Source organism: Streptomyces sp. NPDC012825 (assembly GCF_042900925.1).
In the GTDB taxonomy this organism is placed as follows: domain Bacteria; phylum Actinomycetota; class Actinomycetes; order Streptomycetales; family Streptomycetaceae; genus Streptomyces.
The window spans coordinates 1-20,976 of the sequence record NZ_JBIBBZ010000015.1; the positions used below are offsets into that span (position 1 = coordinate 1).

Sequence of the window (20,976 nt, forward strand, 5' to 3'; positions counted from 1 at the left end):
CCCGCGGAGCGGGATATGCCCCGGCAAGCCGGGGCATAGAGCGCGAATTGCGCAAGCGCAATTCGGATTCCGGCGCAAGCGCCGGAATGGAATTCCGCAAGCGGAATTCGAAAGGCAGGGCAATTCGCGCAAGCGCGAATTGTGGGCACCCGCGCAAGCGCGGTTGCCTGGGCTGGCAACAAGGGGAGGTGCATCGCGCGCGGGCCTGTGTAGGACCTGGGAATTCCTGCTCTCACCCAATAACAGAGTTGACGGGCCATCTGGCTCGGCGGGTCCCGGGCCAGATGCAGTGACGGGCTCCGCTGCGCTCCGCCCGATCCTCTGCCTCAACGCTTCCCCATGCTCAAGGGGCCCAGTCCAGTTCATCAACTTCTAGTCAGCATACATCTCAACACGTATCTGGGGAGCAGAAATGACGATGTATCATCCTCCCGGTGTCACTCTGATACAGGAGAGTGCATCACGATTGGACTGTGTGTAGTCTGGATCTACATCACACCACCACCCCGGGGCTCTCGACGCTTGGGATGCCCCTGGTTGAATTTGCACTGTGTTCCGCGAAAAGGAGAGCACGGAATGGCCATGACTCGGCGAGATCTGCGCCCGCATCAGATCGAGGCTGTTGATGCCGTTTCGCGTGGCTTCGATATTTCTCCGGGGAAGAAGGTCCCGGTGAACGGTCTGCGCGGGCAGGTCGTCGCCGCGTGTGGGACGGGCAAGACCGTCATCGCCGCGTTCGCTGCGCGGGAGATCGTCCCCCGCGGCCGCGTTCTGGTGCTGGTGCCGACGCTGGACTTGCTCGTGCAGACGGTGAAGGAGTGGCACAAGGTGGGCCACAGCGGGCCGGCGGTGGCGGTGTGCTCGCTGGAGGACGACCCGGACCTGTGGAACCTGAAGGTGCGGTGCACCACGAACCCGGTTCGCCTGGCCATGTGGCACGGCACGGGCCCGGTGACCATCTACGCCACCTACGCGTCCCTCGGCGTGCTCGCGGAGGCGTTTGAGGGCGCGTACGGCCAGCAGCTCGCGCCACTGGACCTGGCCGTGGTGGACGAGGCGCACCGGACGTCGGGGTCGCTGGGGAAGGCGTGGGCGGACATCCACGACCAGACGATCATCCCGGCGGCGCGCCGGCTGTATCTGACGGCGACGCCGCGGATCTGGCAGGAGCGGCCGCCGTCCTGGGAGGTGAGGGAGGGGGCGCGGGACGCGCTCCCGGAGGAGATGGCCGCCTCCATGGACGATGAGTCGATCTTCGGGCCGGTGTTCTACAAGCTCACCCTGGCCTCGGCCGTCACCCGGGGCCTGCTGGCCCGGTATCAGATCATCGTGGTCGAGCTGCAGGACCCCGAGGTCACTCCGGAGCGGCTGCGCGGCCCGGAGCGGCACGCGGAGGAGGTGCGCGGGCAGAGGCTCGCCGCCCTCCAGGCCGCGCTGCTGCGCACCATGGCCGAGCACGGTCTGAACACCTGCATCACCTTCCACCACCGCACGATAGAGGCACAGGCTTACGCCGAGGGCCTGCCGGCCGTGGCGGCCAAACTGCACGCTGACCAACCGGAGACGTACCCCAAACGCGTCTGGGCGGACTGGCTGTGCGGGGAGCACCCCGCCGAGCGCAGGCGGGACGTCCTGGGCGGCTTCGGTACCACGGCGCGGCGGGCGATCTTGTCGAACTGTCGCGTGCTGGGTGAAGGGGTCGATATCCGGGCGGTGGACTCGGTGGCCTTGCTGGACCCCAAAGGTGCGCCGCACGACATCGTGCAGGCCATCGGCCGGGCTCTGCGGCAAAAGCCCGGCCAGGGGAAGCTGGCGTCGCTGATCGTGCCGGTGTTCCTCCAACCGGGCGAGCAACCCGAGGACATGTTCACCTCTGGGTCGTATAAGCCGCTGGTGAAGGTGTTGCAGGGGCTGCGGGCTCACGATGAGGAAGCGATCGAGTTGCTCGCCATCCCGCAGGAGCCCCGGGAAAGGGTCGTGGAGCCTTCGGTGTGGATCGGACCGAAGCCGGAGGAAGGCGAGGAGGAAAACCGTCTACTGCTGCGCTTTGCTGCTCCGCGTGACCCGGTGATGGTCGCCGAGTGGGTCAGCTTCAACGTGATCGACACCGAGCGGCAGGACTGGGCCCGCGGATACGCCGCCCTCCGCCGGTACGCCGAACGCGAATCGCATGCCCGGGTGCCCTACGACCACAAAGAGGGCGCGTACCCGCTGGGGCGGTGGATCGCCGAGCAGCGCCGCGCGTACGGGGCCGGGCAGATGGACAGCCGGCGCGCCGAGCGGCTTGAGCAGTTCGGGATGGTGTGGGACACCGCCGACGCCGCATTCGAGGAGAACCTCGCGGCGGCCGGGGTGTACTACGAGCAGTACTGGACACTGTGCGCTCCTCGCACCGCGACGGCGCTGGACAAGCCGATCGGGCAGTGGCTGTCCAACCTCCGCCGACCCGGCGCCCTGGCCGCCCACCCCGAGCGGGCCGCGGCCCTCGCGGCGATCGACCCCGACTGGAACCCGGACTGGCCCGTCACCTGGCAGCGGCACTACGCCGCCGTCCGCGAACTCCTCACCGACGAAGACGCCACGCTCACCGAACTGCTGCCCGGCGTCACCGTGCACGGCATGGACGTCGGCAAGTGGCTGGCCAAGCAGCGCGAGCACACGGTGTGGCACGGGCTGATGGACGGGCAGCGCGAGCGCCTGGCCCAGCTCGGCATCACGGCGCTGCCCCCGGCCAGAGAAGCACCCGCGAAGGCCCGCAAGCACGGCCCCGGGGCGTTCGAGCGGGGCGTGGAGGCCATGCGCCAGTACAAAGCCCGCACCGGCTCGCGCACCGTCCCCAGGACCCACGTAGAGACCCTTGAGGACGGCACTGAAGTCAAGCTCGGCATCTGGATCTCCAATATCAAAAGCCCCGCCCGCCGGGCCAAGCTCAGCCCTGACCGCGTGCAGGCCCTGGCCGAACTCGGTATCGGCTGAACGGCCGGCGCTGGTGGTCTACGGGCCCGGAAGCAGGCGGTTGTGACGTGTTCGTGTACGAGTGGGGGTTCTGTGGTAACGGGTAGGGCAGGGCTGGGGGCGCATCAGGTCGAGGCGGTGGACGCGGCGGTGCGCGCCCTGGGGAACGTCCCTTCCGGGGGCGTGGGGCTGCGGGCGACGATCGTTTCAGCCTGTGGGACGGGCAAGACCTTGATGGGCGCACACACTGCGTTGCGGGTGGCGCGCACGGGCCGGGTGGTGGTGCTGGTGCCGACGCTGGATCTGCTGGTGCAGACGGTGGCAGCTTGGCGTGGTGCGGGGCGTGCCGGGGCGATGGTAGCGGTCTGCTCGCTGCGGGCGGATGAGCAGTTGGATGCGGCCGGGGTGCGCTGCACCACCGATGCACGGCTGCTGCTGGGGTGGGCCGGCAGGGCGGGGCGGGTGACTGTCTTCGCCACCTATGCGTCACTGCCGGTACTGGCTGCGGCGCACGGGGCGGGGCTTGGACGGTGGGACTTGGTGATCGTGGACGAGGCTCACAGGACTTCAGGCCCGATGGGCAAGGCGTGGGCGGCGGTACATGACGACACCGTACTGCCGGCGGACCGCCGCCTGTATCTGACCGCGACGCCGAGGGTGACCGATCCCTGGGCCGCGGAAGACGGCGAGGAGGCCGCGGATGAGCCGGCGCTGGTGGCCTCGATGGACGACGAGCAGGTCTTCGGGCCGGTGGTCTACCGGCTGTCGCTGGCCGAGGCCATCGCCCGCGGGCTGTTGGCCCGCTACCAGATCGTCGTGCTGGAAATCGGTGCCCAGGCCCTGACAGACGGGAGACCCGAGGAGGATTCTCAGGCGGGGGTGAGCGTGGCGCGGCTGGAGGCGTTGACCACCGCCGTGCTCAAGACCGCGGCCACCCACCAGCTCGACCGTGTGATGAGCTTCCATCACCGTGTCGCGGAGGCCCGGGCGTTCGCCCATGGAGTGCCAAAGGCCTCACGGGGTTTGTGGGGCGCGGAGCCGGCGGTGTATCCGCGGCGGGTGTGGTCCGGCTGGCTGTATGGCGGACATGGGATGGCCCGTCGGCGGCAGGTGTTGGCGGAGTTTGCGCGCGGCTGGGGGGCGGACGGGATGGTGGCGGAGCGTTGCGTGTTGTCCAGTGCCCGGGTGCTGGCCGAGGGGGTGGACATCCCGGAGGTGGACGCGGTGGTCTTCGCCGACCCGCGGGAGTCGATCGTCGACACCGTCCAGACAGTCGGGCGCGCGCTACGGCAGGGCCCGCGCGGGGACAAGGTCGCCTCGCTGCTGGTGCCGGTCTTCCTCTCGCCCGACGAGCGCCGTGAGGACTGGCTGGCATCCGGCTCCTATCTGCCGCTGGTCAAGGTCTTGGCCGCGCTGGCCGCCCACGACACCGACGTGGTTGACCGGCTCGCCGCCTGGCCCGGCAATGGCACCGTGGGCGCGGCCGGTCTGGAGGGGCCGCTGCTGTTCGCCACCGGCCGGGATCCGGCCGACATCGCGGAGTTCGTTCGGCTGCGGGTGATCAACCTCGAGCGCCGCGGGTGGCTGCGCGGTTGGGCGGCCGCCCGCCGCTTCCACACGCACCATGACCATCTGGCCGTCCCCTTCCATGCGAAGGACGGCGCCTTTCCGCTGGGACACTGGATCGCCGACCAGCGCAAGGCCTACAACACCGGCCGGCTGGCTCAGGTGCGCATCGAGGCGCTGGAGCGGCTGGGCATGGTGTGGAGCCATCCCGACCACGCGTTCACCACGGGGCTGCAGGTGGCCCGCGCCTACCACGCCGTCCACGGTCACCTGATGGCCGAGCAGAGCGCGGTCGTGGAAGGCTTCCCGATCGGTGTATGGCTGGCCAACCGGCGCCGGGAGGCACGCCTTGCCGTCGGCGCACCAGGGGCGCTGAGCGAGATACGCAAGGCGGTGCTCGCCCAGGTCGATCCCTACTGGTGCCCCGCGTGGCCGGTCCCCTGGCAACGGCGCTACGCCCTCTTCAAGCAGCACCTCACCGCCGGCGGTTCGGTGGACATCGCGCCCGGGCACATGGTGGCGGGTGAAGACATCGGAGGCTGGGCGGCCCGCCAGCGCACCGACTGGGAGATCCTTCACGAGCAGCAGCGTCGGCTGCTGGCCGAGCTCGGCGTGACGCCCGGCGGTGGCGGCATCCAGAGCGCGCCGCGCCTCACCCAGGACCACAAGTTCACGCGGAACCTCGCCGCCGCGGCAGCCTACGCACGGCGTGAAGGGCACCTGAACGTCCCCCGCAAGCACATAGAGATCGCCGACGGTACCGAGATCAAGCTCGGGATATGGATCTCCAACCAGCGCTCCCGCCGGGCGACACTGCACCCACAGCGCATCGAGGCCCTCGACCTGCTCGGCATGCGCTGGAACTGAAGCCGGCGACGGGTCCCGCCGCCGCGGAATCCGCCCCGCGCACATGACCTTTGCGTCCACGCGGCCCTCGTCGACGCCCCCTGCCTTAAGCCCCGGGCGAGCAGTTCACGCAGGTTCCGCGCGGCCTGGTCATGGTGCGTCGGCCGAGGGCTTGTGGACACGCCGTACACGCAGTCGCGGGCGGGCCTGCTGGGGCACCCCGGCGTCCATGCCCGACTCCGTCAGCTCGCGGTAGAACCACTCGATCCCACGAGCAGGAACGGCGCCGCGCTCGATGCCGGGGCTGGGCTGAGGTGGACGCAGCCGGGCCTGTTCGGCGAGCCGAAGCAGGCCCGCGTGCTCCTCGGTACGGATGAGCAGGGGCGCGCCGGGTGCGGGGGCGAGGCGGGTGAAGCGGGCTGCGGCGCGCAGGAAGACGGCCGCCCAGTCGGGCACGGGGTGGGTGGCGCAGCCGTCGATTTGCCCGAGGGGGTCGTGCAGGGCCAGGGTGGAGGCGTCCTCGCACCAGTCCGCCAGGCGCGCGGTGCCCAGTTGCTGCCCGGCAGGGCCGGTGAACACGGCGGTGGTCAGCGCGGCAGCCAGACGGGGATGCGCGGTGACGCCGTGGATACGGCGGGCGATCTCCGCGGCGGTCTGAGACGAGCGTGGCCGCGGTCGGGTCCGGTACCGCCACCTGATCGGCGGCGGGACGCATCCGATGCAGTGGTCCGAGCTGTCCCAGTCCGCCAGCCGTTCCAGCGCCGGCACAGTGATCCAGCGGCCGGCGGCCCGCGTCGGCGCGACAGGCCGGCCCGGGCCCGGCGCGGCCGCCCCGGCGAGGAGGCCGCCGGCGGCCGAGGCCGGGACGAGCGTGTGGGGCACGTCGGTGAGCGTGTCGTGCAGGGCGGCGGTCAGGCGGGAGCGGTGGCACACCAGGACTAGGTGCGCTCCGGTGAACGCCCGCAGGTCGAGCAGGCGTTGCAGACGAGTACGGGTGAGCAGGTGAGCACGCAGGACCGTCAGGCGCCTTACGGGGATCGCCGCCAGCCAGGCGGTGGTGGCCTCCCACACCGGGGCGCGCGCATCTGGGAAGCCCGGGAGGTGCGCGGGTTTGCCCAGCGCCGCGAGGAGGTCGTGGGCGAAGTAGCGGTCGCTGCTGGTGCCCGGGGTGGGGTGGACGGTGATACAGCCGGCCGCCGGGGCGTGCCCGGCGAGCGCCGCACGGGTGACAGCGGCGTCGTCACCGGGGTCGAGCAGGATGGTGACGTCAGGGGATAGGTCGTTCACGGGTCGTGGGCGTCTTCAGTCGGCGCCAGGGCGCGGCGGGCAGTTGCGGGCGGGTCCGGGAGTGTTCACGGCCGGGTGCGGCGGCCGAGCTTGCTGAAGACCCAGCGCAGCAGGTCCCGGTTGACCTCGAGACCGGGCTGGGCGTCAAGGGCCCGCCCCAGGTGGTAGGTGATCTTGGCCCAGGTGCGGAAGACGCCGTGGGCGGCCACATCGTCGCAGTACAGAAGGTCGTCGGGATCTACTCCGTGCCACACCGGGTGGTAGGCGGGGATCGTGGTCAGGACCTCCTCGCGGGTCAGCGGCCGAAACTCCTGCCAGATGTGCACCCGGGAGGCCAGCATGTCCTTGCCGGCCAGGACCTCGTAGGTGTTGCCGCCGCCGACGAAGACCACCGCGATGTCGGTATATAGGTCGTCGAACAGGTGCCGGAAGTACTCGAAGGACTCCTCCCGCAGCCACTGCGCCTCGTCACAGACCAGCACCCGGAACTCATCGGCCAGGACATCCTTGAGGAGGGTGTCGAACGCGGTCGGCTGCCTGGGCGGCGTGCCCGGCAGAGCGAGGACGTTGAACAGGTTGTGGCGGATGTCCAGCACGGTGGGCCGGCCGCGGAACTCGATGCGGCGCGTCGCGCCCGGGGCCAGCTCCCGCAGCGAGGCGTTGACCGACATCGTCTTGCCCAGCCCCGCCGCCCCGTAGACGCACATCATCCCTCGGGCGGCGATCACCTCTCCGAGATTGGCCAGCGTCTCCTTCAGCGCCGCCGTGCCCATCACGTGCGCGTCGGGCAGCGACAGGTAGTGGTCGGTGCGCGGCGGCGGGAGCGGGCCGCGTCGCGGGCGGGCCGGGGAGGGGCGGGCGGCGGGTACGGCGTTCATCGGGGAGCAGGGATGCTTTCGTGGTCTTCGGTGCAGGGAGCAGCGGGCTTCTTGGTGTCCGGCGCGGTCCAGGACGCGGGCAGCTGGGCGGGCAGCGGCAGATAGCCGGGCAGCGCCACCTCGGCCAGGTCCGCGGCGGCCACCGCGCGCAGGCCCGCCTCGGCCTCCACCTCGGTGACGGTGCCGAGCACCTCGGCAGGTGTGCCGCGAGTAGCCGCCGCGTAACGCGTGACGCGGTCCTTCTCCGCCGCCTTCAGCAGCCGCTTGAGCCGGTCGGCCTCCCTGGCGCGGGCCCGCTTCATGTCCCGGATCTGCTCCGCACTCGCCCGGTTGGACAAGTACGCCGCCCCCAAATGCCGCCCGGTCGCGGCGTCGTAGACCTCGATCTCGTGCTCGTGGTGCGGCATGTAGCGCAGCCGCACCTTCCGCCCGGCCTCACCGGTCATCCACGCGTTGACGTAGTGCCGGTTCCGCCAGCGCACCCCCTTGCCGGTCAGGGTGCGCACCCGGCCGTCGTCCTCAAGGGTGAACATGTGCAGCGCGCCCGGCTCCGCATCCTCGACCGGGGTCAGATCCTCATCCCATGCGGCCGCCGGGGTACGGCCGCCAAGGGACCGGGGCCGGTGCTCGGTGTTCCACCACGCCACCCACTGTCCCAGCAACACGATGAACGCCTCCAGCGGCAAAAGCCGCTGCCCGGCGGCCGGCTTCCTGCCACCCTTCAGGCGGGGAGCCGCGGTGTAGCCGGGCAGAGAGGCGAAGAACATCTGCTTCGCGGCCTTGTTCAGCGCTTCCACCGTGCCCTTCAGATGCGGGCTGTAGGCGGGAAGGTCCACCACAGGCACCGCGAACGCCCCGAGCGCCTCACCCACCGTGCGGGACAGGAAGTCCCGCCCGCGGTCGACCCGCACCGCCCCCGGCAGACCGCCGAACGGGCCGTGCTCCTTCTCCCGCGAGATCGCATCCCGCAGCGCCACCAGCACCGACTCCCGGGAAGGAACCTGCGCGGTGACCGCGAACCCGCAGATCACCCGCGTCGCACAGTCGACGAACCAGGTCACCCAGGGACGCCCCGGACGGCCGTCGATGTCCACTTCGACCTTCACTTGGACGTGGTCGGCCTCCCACACCTCATTCCGGTGCACAGCAGGACGCTCGAAAAAAACGTCGTGATCCCGGCGGGCAGCCTCACCACCGCGCATCCCCGCCCGCAGCCCCGGCGACACATCCCGGGCGACAGCCCGGTACAACGTCGCCAGCGACGGCACCGTCCCACCCCTCGTGGACGCCTCGGCCGCCAACTCCCGGTGCAACCCGGCCACACTCCCCCGGTGGAACGCAAGCCGACGGGCCAACTGCGGCGTGAAAGTGAACCGGCGGCGCTCAGCCCGCTCCACGCGGCCATCCACGCGCGCCACTGCCAGCCACCGGCGCACCGTGCGCTCCGACACACCCAGCGCCTCGGCGGCCATCCGCCGATGCCCCGCCGTCAACTCCCCCCGCTCGGCGAGTGCCAGCAACCTGCGCACCGCGACCGGCCGCAACACCCCGGCATCCGCCGCAGCCCCAACCGAGCCCACCCCACGCTCCCCCACCGCAGACCGGGCACACACAGCCCACCAAGAATGATCAAGAAGGGAGCCTACTCCATTGGAGTCTTCAGCTTGCTGTCCAGGCGATTCTCAAACACTGACCAACTTCCCTCACCTCACTGTCCAGCCCCAACCCTCCCCCCACCACCCCGAACAACCCGCAAGACAACGCCAATCAGCCCACAAACCGCACCCACCCATCTGGACAGCGAAACGAGAACCACACCGGACAAGAACGCGAGAACTCCCGGTCGCGAACTGGGTGTCCTTCAACGTGATCGACACCGAGCGTCAGGACTGGGCGCGGGGCTGGGCGAAGCTCAAGGAGTACGCGGAGCGTGAGGGGCACGCTCGGGTGCCGTACGAGCACAAGGAGGGCGCGTTCCCGCTCGGGCAGTGGGTGGCGGAGCAGCGACGGGCGTACGGGGCCGGGCAGATGAACGGGTTGCGGGCGGCGCGGCTGGAACAGTTGGGCATGGCCTGGTCGGCGGCAGATGCGCGGTTTAAGGAGAACCTGGCGGCGGCCCGGGTGTACTACCAGGAGCACTGGACGCTGTGCGCGACCCGGTCCGCGGCCGTGCTCGACAAGCCCGTGGGGCAGTGGCTCGCGAACCTGCGCCGTCCGGGTGCGCTGGACGGGCACCCGGAGTGGGAAGCCGCGTTGAAGGCGATCGATGAGGACTGGAACCCCGAGTGGCCGGCCGAGTGGCAACGCCACTACGCCACGCTGCGGGAGTTGGTGCGTGACGAAGACGGTCCGTCGGAGGTCCTGCCCGGCTTTACCGTGCACGGGATGGACATCGGCCGGTGGCTGGCGAAGCAGCGGACGCCGAAGGTCTGGGCGTCTCTGGCGCAGGGGCAGCGCGAGCGCCTGGAACAGCTCGGCATCACACCGCCCGCCTTCGCCCCCGAATCGGGGCCGGAGGAATCTGGGAAGCCCTCTGGAGTGCCCGTGAGCGGTTTCGAGCGGGGCATTGCGGCCCTGGCGCAGTACAAGGCCCGGACGGGCTCGGTGACCGTGCCCAGGGGCCACGCAGAGCAACTGGAGGGCGGGGTGGAAGTTCGGCTCGGGGTGTTCCTCAGCAACAGCAAGACCAGGCGCGCGAAGCTCACCCCCGACAAACTCACCGCGCTCGCTGGCCTCGGGCTGGCATGGGCGACTGTGTGACGCTGCCGAACGAGGCCCCCGGGTGCGCGGTGCACCCGGGGCCTTCGTCATCTAATGCAGTTGCCTTACGGCAGTACAGCGTGAGACACCCTGGGAACGCTGCTGTCCCGCTCCGAGCTATCTCGCGGTTGCCGACCGAGGCACGCTGATGCGCGCGTTCTCGCCTCGCATGGCCTGCGGCCGTCGAGGCGTAACACCAAGAGCAGGACCAGATCTGCTCTGCCCAAGCAGTCGGTGGCACAGGCCACTGACACATTGCTCGTCCGCACACGTCGCACTTCACGGGCGGATCCTCACATACCCATGAACTTGGTCTCCATCTGCCGGCCGGCAAGCATGCTCTCAGGGTGGTGGCACGGTTTGGGGCTCGGCGGTGAGCTGGAACTCTCAGCTACCCGTAGCGGGCGCTTCAGGGACGCGATCCTCCCAGAGAGCTGCGGGGTCAGCGACGGCGGCCGCCACCGATGCGGCGGTCGTCGGCCAATCCGGTAAGCGGGCCGAACTCGCAGGCAAGCTCGTTCCATGTCAGAACCTCGCCACAGCGGTCCGGGAACTCCTTCGGGTTGAACTCGGGCATGGTCCAGGTGCCAGTGCCCCGGTCCCGCAGCCACAGATCCCCGTCACCGTCGACCACGGTCGGCGGGACCGGTACGGGCTCGGCCTGATTGGTGGGCTCCCAGGTGACCCGGCCCGGATGGGAAGTGCGGCGCAGCTCGGTGGTGGCCAGCCGGGCGGCCAAGTCACGGGTGGACTCTTCGGTGTCCTTGACCGACTCGAGTCGGAACGCGTCGTCAAGTACGGGCAGGGCTGGATTCTTGCTGCGCTTTGAACTCATATGCTGACTACCTCCGGTGGGGAGCGCCACATCCGTTATGGCACCCCGTAGAGCAACACGGTATCCGAGGCAGGAGCCGGTGGCTCTGTTCACGTCGCGGAGCAGCGTTTCGACAGCAATTCGGGAGGCACCGGGCGCGCGGGACGTTCACGAGGACGGGCAGCACCTCCAAGGTGACCGGTGGAGAGCCGCCTGCGGCCTGGCTGGAGAGCAAGACAAAAGCGCTGGCTACGGGCGCAGGCGGCACCCAGCGTCGCGCCATTGCCGAGCGGCGGCGGATACCTCCCGTTCTCGTGAACATCGATCCCACAGGCCTGCGGGTGCCTCCCGGAGTCATCGACATCTGCCGTCGGAACTCGTGAACAAAGCCAAGCCGGATCAGGCGGTGAACAGGCGGCAAGGAAGCCGGCCCTTTTCCACGCCCACCGCGCCCCGGGCCGATACTGTGCGCTCAGCGCCCGTACGTCCTAAGGCACCACTGCCCCCGCGCCCATGAGCGTCTGGACGCGCTGCGCCTGACGGCAGAGCCGGCGCATCTCCCACGCCTGGCCAGTCGTCGGCTGTCGGCACAGCGCGGGCTTCTCCTTCGGGTAATTGCGAGGCTTGACGGCCGGGTGTTGAACGGCCCCGGTGGTGCTCTTCTTCGCGGTGCGCTTGGAGTGCTTGGTCGTCGGCGCGGCCCGGCGGCCAGGCCCGGCGGGGGCGGGCCGTGTGGCCGGGCGCGTCTTGGGGGTGGCGGGCCGGGGCGCGAGGGCGCTCTTCGACGGGGTGGCCGGGAGCCGGTGGTGTCGAGCGCTTCGCGGGGCAGGCGGCGGGCAATGTTTCTCAGTGGTGGTGGGAGGGTGTGCCGGCCGGGCTCAGTGTCCGGGGCGGCCGGCTCCGGACACTATCTGGTGCAGGGTGGAGGTCAGGACCGCGGCGAGAGCGGCCGCGGCCGCGCTCCCGATCGTGATCATTCCGGCGTCGATCACGAACAGGCCACTGGCATCGTCCGACCAGTCGTAAGCGGCGGCCAGGATCAGACCGCCCGAAGTGCCCAGCACCGCGGCCGCACCGTGCCCTCGGAACGCCGCCCGGCACACCGGTACCAGCAGACCCAGACTCAGCCCGATCACCTGCCACGCCTCATACGGCCCGGTCGTGGAGCCGTCGGGATGCACGTCATAGTGCTGGTCCCACCCCAGCCAGGCCGCCCACATCACCCCCGCCATGCCGGCGAGCAGCACGGTCGCCAGCGACAGGGGCGCGGAGTTTCGCGGTTCGTTCGTCATGACCCCAGCCTCCCCGCATCCCCCGGCCCGCGTCAGAGTGCAGGTACTCAACCGCACCCGAGTAGGAAACGCACAGCCGCGAGTCTTGTATTAGGCCTGGTCAGAGCCTGTCTCCTCATACTGATCCGTCGGCGGCAGGGCTTTGCAGTACGCGTCCTGAACGTCACTAGGCGGTACAGGAAGCAGACGGTCATGGCGGCCACGAAGAGCGAGTACAGGCCGAACGCGATCAAGGAGATCGTGTCAAGGAAGTCCGCGTTGTAACGGTGTGGGGCAGTCCTGACCTCCAGCACCAGCCACAACCCCCACCCGATGGCAAGCTCCTTCGCCCCTTCCACCACTCCGCATTTCCCCTCCTGTGAGCAGGCTCTGGAGGATATGGCAGGCCTGCACGTCGAAATGTCTGTTCGGCAGGTACAGGACGAGCGCTGTTGGGTGAGGGTGGGCAGATACCGTGCCAGGCACGCGACGCTGCGAAGACCGACTTCTACTCTGATGCGATGAACGCATACTCGATGTCAGCCAAGGATGTACTCGCGCTCATGGAGCGGCTCGAAGCCCACGATGTGGAGGCGTGTATCGGGGGCGGGTGGGCTGTGGACGCGCTGCTTGGAGAGCAGACACGAGAACACTCCGACCTTGACCTATGGGTGCCGGCTGCACATCTCGAGCCGCTGTTCGTCGCGTTCGCCGAGGCCGGTGTCGACCGGGTCTTCCCGTGGCCCGGTGACAGACCGTGGAACTTCGTCCTGCACGACGGCGCCCGGTTGCGCGTCGACCTCCACCTCTACGAACCGCTTGCGGATGGATCACTGCACTACGGATCCGTGGTGACGGGCAGTTCCATTCCCTCTGATGCCTTCGCCGGACGCGGTTCGATCGCCGGGATCATCGTCCGGTGCGAGTCGGCCGCATGGGCGGTGCGCTGCCATACCGGCTATCCGGCCCGTGACGTCGACCACCACGACGTGCCCCTGCTGTGCCAGAGATTCGGAATCCCTCTCCCCGAAGGCTTCGGACCGCTTGAGGAACATCCCCAAGGAGCTGATCCTCGGAGCCGCAATAGTGGACCGCGTCCGACCGCCTGAGAGTCGGACGGACACCCCTTCGCCGGCGGCGAGCACGGCCAGGGCGTTAGCCTTCTCCTTGCACATCCAGCCCGACAGGCGGTCTTAGTCGGCCGCTTCATCGGACAGCTCCAGGCACAGATGGTCAAGCCGGAACCAGCGCTCTCCCTTCTCGCCGGACCACACGGTCAGGGTCACCGACCAATGCCGCAAAGCCGGTCTCGTCATCCGCCACGATGAGACCGGACCCCGAGGCATGCACATCATCCACGCCGTCAAACCCTGACCCCGACGCCCGCCTCCATCCCGCTGCCGCCCGGCTGCGCAGGGGGCCGTGAAAGGAGGTCAACGGTCAGAACAGACAAGCGCAGTAAATCCGGCATCTTCGCTTGGCGGGATCCGTAGGAGTACGCCGTATGTCATGCGCATAGGCCAGCGCGAGCCAGTCCTACCTGTGGGAAGGAGCCGCCGGCCCCCGGGCGATCAGGACATCGGCTTCGTGATGCCAGCCGAGGGAGGAGTAGAGGTGCTGGCCTTCCTCACTGGCGATGAGAAGACCAGTACGGGCGCCGTGGGCCACGGCGGCCTCCGCCAGAGCGCTCATCATGACGCGACCCAGGCCGCGTCGGCGGTGTGCCGGATCGGTCTCGATGCGATCGGCGATCGCATCGGCGCCGACTACGGCGATGGTGCCGCGGGCTGCCACCTCTCCGGAGGGGCCATGGAGGGAGACGACCGTGACTGGCCCCTCCGTGCGGACCTCGCGCTCGTACGGCGCGGCGGGCGTGTACTGCGGGTGCTCCCTCAGATCGGTCGTCATGAACCATTCCGACCGGTGGAGCACCTCCAGTCCGGCGGCGCTGACGACGGATTCGACGGCGCCTGGATGCAGCGTGGGTACCGTGAGCCAGGTGATCTGCTGAGCGGCGGCTACCGATGCCGCCAGCCGTGCCAAAGACTCGGGTTCCTCATCGGCACGCAGCGCGAACACCTCGACCGCGCGTCCGGGTTGGCCGCACTTGGACCGCAGGCCGTCCCCGACGGACTCGATCGGCTCGGCCTCGGGCAGGGAGCGAGCCACGGTCCAGCCGTTCAGCCAACGTCGTATCAGCTCTGATTCGATCTTCGTCATCCGGCGATTACAGCATGATCCCAACCGGTGGATGGGCGATCAACCATCCCCCTCTACCGCCCGCCGCCGTGTGCAGGGCTCCGGCATCCACCAGCCGCAGCAGCTCCTCCGGCTCATCATCCGTACGCGGCGGGCATGGTGAGAGCAGCGCGAGGAGCCGGGCGCTGACACGGGTCGAAAGACGTGACGCAGGAGGCACACCTCTTCAACGCCCCGGAGGCGCCGATCGGTATGGCGGTCAAAGGCAGTCGGTCATGACCAAGGCGCCGTCCTTGTGCCGCTGGACGCTGCCGAGTCTCAGCGGCGGTGAGGAGTACAGCTCCTCGCCTTCGAGGTCCAGGTCGAACCGGTAGCATCCAACGCGCTCAAGGTCGCGCCGCTGCTGCGGGTCGGCATCCGGCAGAACGAGCTGCGCGCAGCCCCGGCCGCCTTTGGGGAAGCCTCGGATCGAGGTCTCCCAGACGAAGACGAGAAGTTCGTTGCCAGTCACGACGTAGATGGCGTCGGCGTGGACTTCACCGCCGCCGCCATGACCGGCTTGAGCCTGGTCGTCGACATCGGCGCCCTGGGGCACAGCGACAAGACCCTCATGAACCGGCTCTTGGGCATCCACCGCATCCATGGGGTCGAGATCGTGGGACCACTTGCCCCGGGCTTCCGGCGCCGCCTCGACACCGCCAGCATCGCCGCCTAGTTCACGGTTCGCCCCACCCTCACCTGCGTTCTTACCTACTGACCACCAACCAGAGCACACGACGTACCACTCCGGCCCGTGCCGGTCAGACGCGGCCGACCTTCTGCGGGACTGAGGGTGTCGACCTGCTCGGCGCTAGCGCGTAGCTCCATCAGGACCGGGCCGACTGGAGCCGGCGCACCGAAAGGGACGGAGGGTTCAACTCGTCACGGACCGGGTCGAGTTCTTCGGCGTCCACGAGCACGGTCCGGTCATGCGGAGCATGGGAGGGTTTGAAGATGGCCGAAGTGCGTATACGCCCTGTTGACGCAGACTTTATCTCAGCAGGTTGGAGACGCATCATGGGCATCATCGCGTGGATTCTCATCGGCCTCATCGCCGGTTTCATCGCCAAGGCGCTCATGCCGGGCAAGGACCCGGGCGGCGTCATCATCACCATCCTGATCGGCATCGCCGGCGGCCTGCTGGGCGGATGGCTCGGCAAGGTCATCTTCGGCGTCGACTCCGTCGACGGCTTCTTCGAGATCTCCACCTGGATCGCCGCCATCATCGGCTCCGTCATCCTCCTGGCCCTCTACCGCCTCGTCACCGGCAACCGACGACACGCCTGAGCAAGCCCCCACACATACCGCGCGTGAACGGCCCCGCCCTTTTCGAAGGGCGGGGCCATTCGGCCTGCCAGGGTTTCCGATCACACGGTCCCGCGTACGGTTCCCGGGCCGCAACCGGATACGGGCCGCTCGTCCACGTGGTGCACAGCGTGATTCGAACAGGCGGGGGTATACGGTGGCTCGCCGCGGGAGGGAAACAGGACCATGACGGCAACGACGATGTCGAGCACACAGGCCAGGGCCGAGCTGTTCATCGAGCGGCTCCCGGTGGTGTCCGACCCGCAGAATGTGGCGCCGAAGGACGCGCGTTCGCTCTCGAAGCAGTTCCTTAAGCGCCTGGCCGTGCTGGAGGAGGGAACTGCTGAGTACCAGTACGCGCGCAACACGCTGATCGAGACGAACACCTCCCTCGTGCGCTACGCGGCGGGCAGGTTCCGCAGCCGCGGGTCGGACCAGATGGAGGACATCATCCAGGTCGGCACGATCGGTCTGATCAAGGCGATCGACCGGTTCGACCTGTCGCGCGAGGTGGAGTTCACCACCTTCGCGATCCCCTACATCGTCGGCGAGATCAAGCGGTTCTTCCGCGACACCTCCTGGGCGGTCCACGTACCGCGCCGTCTGCAGGAGACCCGTCTCGAACTGGCCAAGGCCACCGAGGAACTGCACTCACGGCTGGACCGCGCCCCGACGGTCAGGGAACTGGCCGAGCTGATGAGCCTGACCGAGGAGGAGGTCGTCGAGGCCCAGGTGGCCGCCAACGGCTACGCCTCCGCCTCCCTGGACGCCGCCCTCGGCGGCAGCGCCGACGGGGAAGCGGTCCTGGCCGACTTCATCGGCGTCGAGGACACGGCGATGGAACTGGTGGAGAACTTCCACGCCTTGGCCCCCCTGATCGCCGACCTGGACCACCGGTCCCGGCAGATCATCCACTGGCGGTTCGTGGACGAACTCACCCAGGCCCAGATCGGCGAGCACCTGGGCGTCTCCCAGATGCAGGTCTCACGCCTGCTGTCACGGACCCTGCGGCACCTGCGCGAGGGCATGCTCACCACCAGCTGAACCCCGCCGGCTTCACCAACCGGTCCTTCTTCTCCCACCTTCAGCGCGGCTTTCTGCCTGCCGACCGTCGGCAGAAGACCGGCGAGGCCCTCGTGCGTGCGCCCGCAGGCGGAGTGGAGCGGGCTGTTACGCGGGGCTGAGGGTGTCGGCCAGGGCGATGCGGGCGGTGATCCGCTTGCCGACCGGCTCCCGCTCGACGAACAGCTCCTCGGTGACGGCCCTGACGATCTCCATGCCGTGCTGTCCGACCCGGCCCGGATCGGCCGCCCTGGGCGTGGGGACGGTGGGGTCGCTGTCCCAGACCACGACGTCCACGACCTCGGCGGTGGCGCGCAGCTCCATCAGGACCGGTCCGGGGGCGTACTTGAGGACGTTGGTGACCAGCTCACTCACGACAAGCGCGGTCAGATCCTTGGCGCGGTCCGAGACTGTCAGGCGGTGCTCGGCACGGGCCTTGTCCAGGAAGACGGTGGCATGGTGACGGACGTCGGCGATGCAGCCATCGTCGCCGTCGAAGGCGTAGCCGGCGCATATCAGGTAACCGTCCGGCAGAGGCTGGGCAGCGCCATCGTCATCACCACGGGGTTGCACTGGTCCTGGCCTCACCTTCGTTGCCGTCCACGCGGCGCGATTACCCGCCCGGCCGGTCTCTACGCGGTACGGGTCGACCACAGCCGCCGTCCGGATCCGGACGGCCTGTGCGATAGGGCAGAATCGTCCGCGTACGCCTCCACCCCTGGGGAGGCAAGCGTAAGGGCTGGTTGAGGAGACGATGAGCGGCAGCGGACAAGCAGACCGGCCGAGCCGGCTGTCCGCGGCGCACCGCACGGTCGACGGCGTTCGCGTTATCGCCCTGCACCGCGAGGTCACCCACACCAGCCCGAGGTTCGCTACACCTGCCCGTGGAAGATGACGCGACCCGGATGCGGAGCATGGTGGTTGCTGCGCACCGTGGCTCGGGGAAGGCCCCGGGCGGCCCGATCATGTGCCGGAGCCGCAGAGAGCGCACCGAGCTGGAACGGCCTCTACGCCGCGCCGGGAAGGTCTGCCAGGGGGAGGCGGGCGGTGATGCGCTTGCCGACCGGTTCCCGTTCGACGGACAGCTTCTCGGTGACCTTCTTGATGATCTCCAGACCGTGCTGGCCCGCCCTGCGGGGGTCCGCGGCATGCATCACCGGGACAGCCGGGTCGCCGTCCCACACCACGACGTCCACACCGTCGGCGCCGATGCGCAGCTGCATCAGGACGGGTCCCAGGGCGTACTTGTGGGCGTTGGTGACCAGTTCGCTGACGACCAGCTCGGTCGACTCCCGCACCCGCTGCGAGATCGGCAGACCGTACTCGGTGCGCATCCGCTCCAGAAAGGCCACGGCATGGCGACGGGCGGCCGCGATACGGCTGCCGCCGCCCTCCAGCGTGTAGTCGGCGCGCACCAGGTGCCCCTCCGGCCGAGGCTGAGCACCGCTGTCATAACCGGCATCGAGTTCCACTGATTCCATCCTCCTTCACGTTCACGCAGCGCGGCTACCCGACCGAATGATCCTTAAATCGACGCAGATCGATCATGCCCCCGTCCGGGCGTATCCGGTATTGGCCGGTGAGGCAGAATCGCCCGTGCACGCCCGGATACGGGCAAGCCGGAACGCAGTCGAGGAGATGCATGACCAGCAACGAGAAAACGGATCAGGCCGAACGGCTGTCCGTAGCGCACCGCGTGGTCGACGGCATCCGCGTCGTGACTCTGCGAGGGGAGATCGACCACACCGCCAAGGACACCCTGGCCGATGTCCTGGTCCCTCAGGACGATACGGCGGCGCCGCCCAGGGTCGTGGCGGATCTGGAGGGTGTGAGCTTCATGGACTCCAGCGGCATCAACGCCTTCATCCTCGCCCACCAGCACCTGACCGCCCAACAGGGCTGGCTGCGCATCGCCGGCGCTCAGGAAGCCGTCCAGCGCGTCCTGGCTCTGATCGGCGTCGACACCGTCATCGACTGCCGCCCCACCGCCGAACAAGCCGTCAACGCCTGACACAACGGCACATATGAGACGCAGGACAGGGGCGGCCGCCCGGGACATCCGGACGGCCGCCCCTGCTGGCGTACCGGACGGGTCAGGCGGGGATGGAGGAGGTCAGGACGGGGCGGTCGATGTGGTGGTGCTCGATGTCGGCGCCGTGCTCGCCGCCCCACGCCTCCCGGACGAGCCGACCGACCGTCTCGGCCGCCATGACGCTCCTTTACGGGAGTACCGGGGCGCCTCAGCGACGGTGGCCAGGGCGAGGGCTTCCGCAACGGTGTCGGCCAGAGTGGTGCGCACCGGGACGCCGAAGCGGCCCGCCACGTAGATCAGGTACCGGTTGCGCTCCGGGCTGGGGCAGTCGGCCGGCGCTCCGAGGACGGCCCGGCCGCTGGGGGCGTCGAGGCCGAACTCGACGTTGGTGGTGAAGCCCGGCAGAACCTTCACGTCGCGGGGGATCCAGAACAGGGTCGCGCTCGCCCCCTCGCGGGCCTTGGTCTCCCAGTCGACCTGGTGCTCGTAGCGCTCGGCGCGCTCACCGTGCCGGGATTCGGGGCTCAGGACGGATAGCGGCTGCAGGCCGTTCCACTGCTCGGCCAGGAGCCGGACGGCCTCGGGCCGCCAGGACGAAACCGGCGTCTGCTTGTCGGGAGTGGGCCCGGCGAAGAAGACCGACGGGCCGCCCGCGGGAAGGGTTTCGCGGGCCATGACGAGGGTGACGGCGCTGGTGTTCATGCGGTGGCTGCGTTCTGCGTGGTAGCGCGGGCGGCGTGCCGCGGGGTCCAGGGCAGGGGCAGACCGTCGCCCTCGGCGCGGGGCACGATGTGGACGTGGAGGTGGAAGACGCTCTGCGTCGCCTCGGTGCCCTTCGAGGTGATCAGGTTCGCGGCGCCGTGCTCGGCCATCAGCTCGGCGGCCCGGCGCATCACCGCGGCGGTCACCTCCGGGTCGGTGCTAGCGTCCTCGACGTGGACGCGCGGCAGGACGAAGACGTGCCCGGCATTCACGCCGCCGCTGCGCGGACGGACCGCAAGCGCGTCCGGCCACTCGCGGACGACGAGCGCCGGGGCCCGCCCGGCGGCGATGCCACAGAAAACGCAGCCTTCGACGAGCTCGCCGAGGGCGGGAGCGTCGTGACGGACACCGGCCGAGTAGGGGAGGGCGGCGGCGACGGGGCCGGCCCCGTCCAGGAGTGTGGTCTGCATGTCTCCACCCTCCCGGCCCGGTGAAGGCCGGGGAAGGAGTTGCCCGTTGCCTCCGAGAACACGCAACAGGAAATGAGACGCGGCGTATCGGCGGGCGGACGCGGCAGTGGTGTCAGCCGGAGGGGGTGCCGGCGGAGTCCCGACCCCAGTCCAGCGTGCCCCGTGCCGTCCAGGGGCCGTCGTCCTGCTGTGCAGGGACGGTGCGCAAGCGGCAGAAAAGCGGGGCGGGCGGGAGTGAGGGCGGGGCGATCTGCTCGGCCTCTGTGAGCAGGGCGAGGACGGCGGCCGTGCGGGCGGCCCGCCACCCGGCCCGTGCTTCCTTCAGCAGGTCCGGCGGGACGGGCAGGCGGCGCAGGACCTGACCGGCCGCCGTGTGCAGGGCTCCGGCCTCCACCAGCCGCAGCAGCTCCTCCGGCTCCTCGTCCTCATACGGCGGGCACGGTGAGAGCAGCACGAGGAGCCGGGCGCGGGCACGGCGGTCAAGGGTCGAAAGACGCGACGCAGCAGGCACGCCCCTTCAACGACCCGGCACCGCCGGCCGGTACGGGCGGTCAGGGAGAGCCGATCACGGCCAGGGCACCGTCCTTGTGCCGCTGGACGCTGTTGAGGCTCAGCGCCGGTGAAACGACAGCCCGGCCCCGGTGGACACGATCGCCCGGCCCGGCCAGGAATCGGCGTGCAGGTGCGATGTGCGCCTCTGGATCTGCTTGATACCGCCCTGCCCGCGGTGCAGCCGGTGTGAGCGGCCGGGGAAGAGTGGGACAGGACAGGATGGTCGACGGGGGTGGGC

Annotated in this window: 19 protein-coding genes and 1 pseudogene; 8 read left to right on the forward strand and 12 right to left on the reverse strand. The window is 69.5% G+C overall.

Going from position 1 to position 20,976, the window contains the following annotated elements; all coding sequences use genetic code 11:
* Nucleotides 1-582: 582 nt before the first annotated feature.
* On the forward strand, nucleotides 583-2,976 hold the full coding sequence (locus ACFY7E_RS25410; RefSeq protein WP_389488815.1) for a Helicase associated domain protein: 2,394 nt from the start codon (nucleotides 583-585) through the stop codon (nucleotides 2,974-2,976).
* 72 nt (nucleotides 2,977-3,048) lie between these two features.
* Nucleotides 3,049-5,388, forward strand: a complete 2,340-nt coding sequence (locus ACFY7E_RS25415) for a Helicase associated domain protein (protein ID WP_389488530.1) — start codon at nucleotides 3,049-3,051, stop codon at nucleotides 5,386-5,388.
* A gap of 129 nt (nucleotides 5,389-5,517) precedes the next feature.
* On the opposite strand, the gene ACFY7E_RS25420 is transcribed toward ACFY7E_RS25415, so the two are convergent.
* From ACFY7E_RS25420 to ACFY7E_RS25430, 3 genes are all read right to left on the reverse strand, one after another.
* The gene (locus ACFY7E_RS25420) at nucleotides 5,518-6,654 is read right to left on the reverse strand and encodes a hypothetical protein (RefSeq protein ID WP_389488533.1); all 1,137 of its coding nucleotides are present in this window, start codon (nucleotides 6,652-6,654) and stop codon (nucleotides 5,518-5,520) included.
* A gap of 65 nt (nucleotides 6,655-6,719) precedes the next feature.
* Nucleotides 6,720-7,532, reverse strand: a complete 813-nt coding sequence (locus ACFY7E_RS25425; RefSeq protein WP_389488536.1) for an AAA family ATPase — start codon at nucleotides 7,530-7,532, stop codon at nucleotides 6,720-6,722.
* Entirely contained in the window at nucleotides 7,529-9,061 is a 1,533-nt protein-coding gene (locus ACFY7E_RS25430; protein ID WP_389488817.1) for a Mu transposase C-terminal domain-containing protein, read from the reverse strand. Before ACFY7E_RS25430 ends, ACFY7E_RS25425 begins: the two co-directional genes overlap by 4 nt.
* Before the next feature lie 313 nt (nucleotides 9,062-9,374).
* On the opposite strand from ACFY7E_RS25430, the pseudogene ACFY7E_RS25435 reads away from it, so the two are divergent.
* A pseudogene (locus ACFY7E_RS25435) lies at nucleotides 9,375-10,292 on the forward strand (helicase associated domain-containing protein); the annotation flags it as partial.
* 442 nt (nucleotides 10,293-10,734) lie between these two features.
* Here the strand turns inward: ACFY7E_RS25435 and ACFY7E_RS25440 are convergent.
* Nucleotides 10,735-11,127, reverse strand: a complete 393-nt coding sequence (locus ACFY7E_RS25440) for a hypothetical protein (protein ID WP_389488538.1) — start codon at nucleotides 11,125-11,127, stop codon at nucleotides 10,735-10,737.
* An 857-nt stretch (nucleotides 11,128-11,984) separates the two neighbouring features.
* Nucleotides 11,985-12,398, reverse strand: coding sequence for a hypothetical protein (locus tag ACFY7E_RS25445; protein ID WP_389488540.1), 414 nt, complete (start codon nucleotides 12,396-12,398; stop codon nucleotides 11,985-11,987).
* Nucleotides 12,399-12,898: 500 nt separating this feature from the next.
* Between ACFY7E_RS25445 and ACFY7E_RS25450 the strand changes: the two genes are divergently transcribed.
* Entirely contained in the window at nucleotides 12,899-13,486 is a 588-nt protein-coding gene (locus tag ACFY7E_RS25450; protein ID WP_389488542.1) for a nucleotidyltransferase domain-containing protein, read from the forward strand.
* A 427-nt stretch (nucleotides 13,487-13,913) separates the two neighbouring features.
* Here the strand turns inward: ACFY7E_RS25450 and ACFY7E_RS25455 are convergent, their stop codons facing one another.
* A complete protein-coding gene (locus ACFY7E_RS25455) occupies nucleotides 13,914-14,597 on the reverse strand; it encodes a GNAT family N-acetyltransferase (protein ID WP_389488545.1) in 684 nt (227 codons plus the stop codon).
* Nucleotides 14,598-14,835: 238 nt separating this feature from the next.
* Nucleotides 14,836-15,087: a hypothetical protein gene (locus ACFY7E_RS25460; RefSeq protein ID WP_389488547.1), complete on the reverse strand. Its 252-nt coding sequence runs from the start codon at nucleotides 15,085-15,087 to the stop codon at nucleotides 14,836-14,838.
* 39 nt (nucleotides 15,088-15,126) lie between these two features.
* Here ACFY7E_RS25460 and ACFY7E_RS25465 point away from each other — a divergent pair, with 39 nt between their 5' ends.
* From ACFY7E_RS25465 to ACFY7E_RS25475, 3 genes are all read left to right on the forward strand, one after another.
* Nucleotides 15,127-15,291: a hypothetical protein gene (locus ACFY7E_RS25465; protein WP_389488550.1), complete on the forward strand. Its 165-nt coding sequence runs from the start codon at nucleotides 15,127-15,129 to the stop codon at nucleotides 15,289-15,291.
* A 341-nt stretch (nucleotides 15,292-15,632) separates the two neighbouring features.
* Entirely contained in the window at nucleotides 15,633-15,902 is a 270-nt protein-coding gene (locus ACFY7E_RS25470) for a GlsB/YeaQ/YmgE family stress response membrane protein (RefSeq protein WP_383444580.1), read from the forward strand.
* A gap of 204 nt (nucleotides 15,903-16,106) precedes the next feature.
* A complete protein-coding gene (locus tag ACFY7E_RS25475; RefSeq protein ID WP_389488552.1) occupies nucleotides 16,107-16,964 on the forward strand; it encodes an RNA polymerase sigma factor SigF in 858 nt (285 codons plus the stop codon).
* A gap of 126 nt (nucleotides 16,965-17,090) precedes the next feature.
* Here the strand turns inward: ACFY7E_RS25475 and ACFY7E_RS25480 are convergent, their stop codons facing one another.
* Nucleotides 17,091-17,555: an ATP-binding protein gene (locus ACFY7E_RS25480; protein WP_389488554.1), complete on the reverse strand. Its 465-nt coding sequence runs from the start codon at nucleotides 17,553-17,555 to the stop codon at nucleotides 17,091-17,093.
* 434 nt (nucleotides 17,556-17,989) lie between these two features.
* Nucleotides 17,990-18,463 (reverse strand): ATP-binding protein, encoded by a 474-nt coding sequence (locus ACFY7E_RS25485; RefSeq protein ID WP_389488556.1) that lies wholly within the window; start codon nucleotides 18,461-18,463, stop codon nucleotides 17,990-17,992.
* Nucleotides 18,464-18,624: 161 nt separating this feature from the next.
* Between ACFY7E_RS25485 and ACFY7E_RS25490 the strand changes: the two genes are divergently transcribed.
* Nucleotides 18,625-18,993, forward strand: coding sequence for an STAS domain-containing protein (locus ACFY7E_RS25490; RefSeq protein ID WP_389488558.1), 369 nt, complete (start codon nucleotides 18,625-18,627; stop codon nucleotides 18,991-18,993).
* Between the two features lie 102 nt (nucleotides 18,994-19,095).
* Here ACFY7E_RS25490 and ACFY7E_RS25495 read toward each other — a convergent pair whose 3' ends face one another.
* From ACFY7E_RS25495 to ACFY7E_RS25505, 3 genes are all read right to left on the reverse strand, one after another.
* Nucleotides 19,096-19,716 carry a nucleoside 2-deoxyribosyltransferase domain-containing protein gene (locus tag ACFY7E_RS25495; RefSeq protein ID WP_389488560.1) on the reverse strand — a complete coding sequence of 207 codons (621 nt, stop codon included), beginning with the start codon at nucleotides 19,714-19,716 and terminating at the stop codon, nucleotides 19,096-19,098.
* Nucleotides 19,713-20,186 carry an HIT family protein gene (locus ACFY7E_RS25500; protein WP_389488562.1) on the reverse strand — a complete coding sequence of 158 codons (474 nt, stop codon included), beginning with the start codon at nucleotides 20,184-20,186 and terminating at the stop codon, nucleotides 19,713-19,715. The genes ACFY7E_RS25495 and ACFY7E_RS25500 overlap by 4 nt, the downstream gene beginning before the upstream one ends.
* Before the next feature lie 112 nt (nucleotides 20,187-20,298).
* Nucleotides 20,299-20,640, reverse strand: a complete 342-nt coding sequence (locus ACFY7E_RS25505; protein WP_389488564.1) for a hypothetical protein — start codon at nucleotides 20,638-20,640, stop codon at nucleotides 20,299-20,301.
* Nucleotides 20,641-20,976: the final 336 nt, after the last annotated feature.

Excerpts from the sequence above, each read along its gene's own strand:
- ACFY7E_RS25410 (WP_389488815.1), top strand. The coding sequence starts at position 583 with ATGACTCGGCGAGATCTGCGCCCGCATCAGATCGAGGCTGTTGATGCC.
- ACFY7E_RS25425 (WP_389488536.1), bottom strand. The coding sequence starts at position 7,532 with ATGAACGCCGTACCCGCCGCCCGCCCCTCCCCGGCCCGCCCGCGACGC.
- ACFY7E_RS25440 (WP_389488538.1), bottom strand. The coding sequence starts at position 11,127 with ATGAGTTCAAAGCGCAGCAAGAATCCAGCCCTGCCCGTACTTGACGAC.
- ACFY7E_RS25445 (WP_389488540.1), bottom strand. The coding sequence starts at position 12,398 with ATGACGAACGAACCGCGAAACTCCGCGCCCCTGTCGCTGGCGACCGTG.
- ACFY7E_RS25450 (WP_389488542.1), top strand. The coding sequence starts at position 12,899 with ATGAACGCATACTCGATGTCAGCCAAGGATGTACTCGCGCTCATGGAG.
- ACFY7E_RS25455 (WP_389488545.1), bottom strand. The coding sequence starts at position 14,597 with ATGACGAAGATCGAATCAGAGCTGATACGACGTTGGCTGAACGGCTGG.
- ACFY7E_RS25465 (WP_389488550.1), top strand. The coding sequence starts at position 15,127 with ATGACCGGCTTGAGCCTGGTCGTCGACATCGGCGCCCTGGGGCACAGC.
- ACFY7E_RS25470 (WP_383444580.1), top strand. The coding sequence starts at position 15,633 with ATGGGCATCATCGCGTGGATTCTCATCGGCCTCATCGCCGGTTTCATC.
- ACFY7E_RS25475 (WP_389488552.1), top strand. The coding sequence starts at position 16,107 with ATGACGGCAACGACGATGTCGAGCACACAGGCCAGGGCCGAGCTGTTC.
- ACFY7E_RS25485 (WP_389488556.1), bottom strand. The coding sequence starts at position 18,463 with ATGGAATCAGTGGAACTCGATGCCGGTTATGACAGCGGTGCTCAGCCT.
- ACFY7E_RS25490 (WP_389488558.1), top strand. The coding sequence starts at position 18,625 with ATGACCAGCAACGAGAAAACGGATCAGGCCGAACGGCTGTCCGTAGCG.
- ACFY7E_RS25495 (WP_389488560.1), bottom strand. The coding sequence starts at position 19,716 with ATGAACACCAGCGCCGTCACCCTCGTCATGGCCCGCGAAACCCTTCCC.
- ACFY7E_RS25500 (WP_389488562.1), bottom strand. The coding sequence starts at position 20,186 with ATGCAGACCACACTCCTGGACGGGGCCGGCCCCGTCGCCGCCGCCCTC.